Source organism: Microbacterium sp. zg.Y909 (assembly GCF_024626565.1).
In genome coordinates this window covers 1-3,023 of sequence record NZ_JANJFJ010000471.1, presented here as the reverse complement: position 1 = coordinate 3,023, position 3,023 = coordinate 1, and the positions used below count along the sequence as shown (strand labels likewise).

Below are 3,023 nucleotides of genomic sequence, written 5' to 3'. Positions count from 1 at the left end.
GCGTACACCGTTCAGGGCCCGTGGGCGATCGAGGCGCTGACCGCCGATGGCGTCAACGTCACGGTCAACCCGATCCCGTCCGCCGGTGGCGAGACCGCCGCGCCGTTCGTGGGCGTGCAGGGCTTCTACCTGAGCTCGCAGAGCGAGAACGCGCTGCTGGCCCAGGAGTTCCTGACGAACTACCTCGCCACCCCCGAGGCGCAGAAGGCCCTGTACGAGGCCGACCCGCGCATCCCGGCGTGGAGCGAGCTGGCCGAGGAGGTCTCGAGCGACCCGATCATCGGTGGTTTCGTCGCCTCGTCGCAGAACGGCGTCCCCATGCCGTCCATCCCCGAGATGGGTTCGGTCTGGGACCTGTGGAACGCCGCGCAGGTTCAGATCATCGGTGGCGCCGACCCCGTGTCGACGTGGAACCAGATGGTCGCTGACGTCGAAGCAGCCATCGGCTGATACCCCGCGGGGCGGGAGGCTCATCCCTCCCGCCCCGCACCCTCTCGCACACCGCGAGCCCCCGATGCAGGAGAAGCACATGTCGGTACCGCAGGAAAAAGCCGCAGCGCCCGCGCCGCAGACGTCCTCACCCTCACTCACCCCCCGTGGCGAGTCGCACGCGCGCAGCTGGCGCGGCATCGGATGGGGCTTCGTCGTCAAATTGCTGCTGATGGCGGTGGTCAACGCCTTCGGCATCATGGCGGCCATCAGCGCGGTGCGCGCGGAGTCGTGGCTGATCCTGTCGGTCTCGATCCTGCTGCTGATCATCGCCAACGTCGTCTACTTCACCAAGCGCGCTCTGCCGCTGAAGTACCTGGTGCCGGGCCTGATCTTCCTGCTGGTCTTCCAGGTGTTCATCTTCGCGTACACCGCCTACATCGCCTTCACCAATTACGGCAGCGGCCACATCGGCACGCAGGAGCAGGCTGTCAACGCCGCTCTCATCCAGGGCGAGCGACGCATCGACGACTCGCCCACCTTCCCCCTGACCGTCATCGAGCGCGGCGGTGAGTACGGCTTCGCCATCGTCGACGACGGCGACGTGTACGCCGGCGACAGCGACGAACCCCTGAGCGAGGTCGACGACGCCGTCATCGGCGCGGCGGGCTCCGCCACCGAGGTCCCCGGCTGGAACGTCGTGCCGCGCGCGGACCTGCTCACCGACCAGACCCTCCAGCAGACCGTGCAGAGCCTGCGCGTGCCCGTCTCGGACGACCCGAACGACGGGTCCATCCGCACCCGAGAGGGCACGACCGGCGCGATCTACGAATCCACGCTGGTGTGGGACGAGAACGCCGAGACGATCACCGACACGACGACGGGCACGGTGTACAGCGCGGACGACCGCGGCAGCTTCGTCGCTGAGGACGGCACCGCGCTCACCACCGGGTGGTACGTCAACGTCGGCTTCGACAACTTCGTGCGGCTGTTCACCGAGCCCCGGCTCGTGGAGCCCCTGCTGATGGTGGCCGGATGGACCTTCGCGTTCGCGATCCTGTCGGTGGTCCTCAGCTTCGGCGTCGGACTGCTCTTCGCCATCATCTTCAACGATCCGCGCGTGCGGGCGCGCAAGTGGCTGCGGACGCTGTTCATCCTCCCGTACGCCTTCCCCGCCTTCATGTCCGCGCTGCTGTTCCGAGGCATGTTCAACGCCGAGTTCGGCGTGATCAACGACCTCTTCTTCTTCGGCGCCGAGATCAACTGGCTGGGTGACCCCTGGCTCGCGCGGATCGCCGTGCTGTGGGTGAACCTGTGGCTCAGCTACCCGTACTGGTTCCTCGTGTGCACGGGCGCGCTGCAGGCGCTGCCGGCGGACACCCTCGAGGCGGCGGCGCTGGACGGTGCGGGGCGGTTCCGCCAGTTCCGCTCGATCATCCTGCCGCTGCTGCTGGTGTCGACCGCTCCGCTGCTGATCTCGTCCTTCGCGTTCAGCTTCAACAACTTCACCATCATCTACATGTTCAACAACGGCGGGCCGGCCATACCCGGGGCGCCGTATGCGCTGGGTGCCACCGACATCCTGATCTCGGCGATCTATGACATCGCCGGAATCTCGGGCGGTGTGGCCGACTACGGCCTGGCCAGCGCCCTGTCGATCATCATCTTCATCATCGTCGGAGCGATTTCCGCCGTCGCCTTCCGACAGACCCGCAAGCTCGAGGAGTACCAGTGATGTCCACCACGACTGCGCAGGCCGTTCCGGCGACTCCCGCCACCGATCAGCGGCGCGCCGGCCAGCGCCGGCGCTGGTTCCTCGAGGTCGGCTGGAAGTACCTCGTCGCGATCGCGATCATCTTCTACGCCACGTTCCCGCTGGTGTACGTGCTGTCGGCTTCGCTCAACCCGCGGGGCACGCTCTCTTCGGCGAACGCGCTCTTCAGCGCATTCGACCTGTCCAACTACATGGCACTGGCCGACACCAAGTACTGGGCCTGGGCCGGCAACACGCTCATCGTCGCTGGCATCTCGTCGATCGGCGCGGTGCTCATGGGCGCCGCCGCTGCGTACGCCTTCTCGCGATTCCGCTTCAGCGGCCGCCGCGTCGGCCTGACGACGCTGCTCATCGTGCAGATGTTCCCGCAGGCGCTGGCCTTCGTGGCGATCTTCCTCATGCTGCTGACGCTGGGCGAGGTCATCCCCGCCCTGGGGCTGAACTCCAAGATCGCGCTCATCTGCGTGTACCTCGGCGGCGCGCTGGGTGCGAACACGTTCCTCATGTACGGGTTCTTCAACACGATCCCCATGGAGATCGACGAGTCCGCCAAGATCGACGGCGCCACGCACGCGCAGATCTTCTGGCAGCTGATCATCCCGCTGGTGACGCCGATCCTCGCCGTCGTCGCGCTGCTGGCGTTCATCTCGGCTTTCGCGGACTTCATCATCGCCAAGATCGTGCTCGTCTCCGAGGATCAATGGACCCTCGCGGTCGGCATGTACCAGTGGGTGTCCAACCAGCTCTCGTCGAACTGGGGGCTCTTCGCCGCCGGAGCGGTGCTGGCCTCGATCCCCGTGCTCGTGCTGTTCCTGTCGCT

At 66.8% G+C, this 3,023-nt stretch carries 3 protein-coding genes; all 3 read left to right on the top strand.

The genetic code is table 11. The features are described 5' to 3' along the window. Positions 1 to 450, top strand: a 450-nt coding sequence (locus tag NQ160_RS21480) for a sugar ABC transporter substrate-binding protein (RefSeq protein ID WP_257517098.1), incomplete at its 5' end; no start/stop codon positions are given. A gap of 79 nt (positions 451 to 529) precedes the next feature. After that, on the top strand, positions 530 to 2,164 hold the full coding sequence (locus NQ160_RS21475; protein WP_257517097.1) for an ABC transporter permease subunit: 1,635 nt from the start codon (positions 530 to 532) through the stop codon (positions 2,162 to 2,164). Beyond that, positions 2,164 to 3,023 (top strand): sugar ABC transporter permease (locus tag NQ160_RS21470; protein ID WP_257517096.1); only part of this gene is annotated, 860 nt, incomplete at its 3' end. The genes NQ160_RS21475 and NQ160_RS21470, both read left to right, overlap by 1 nt.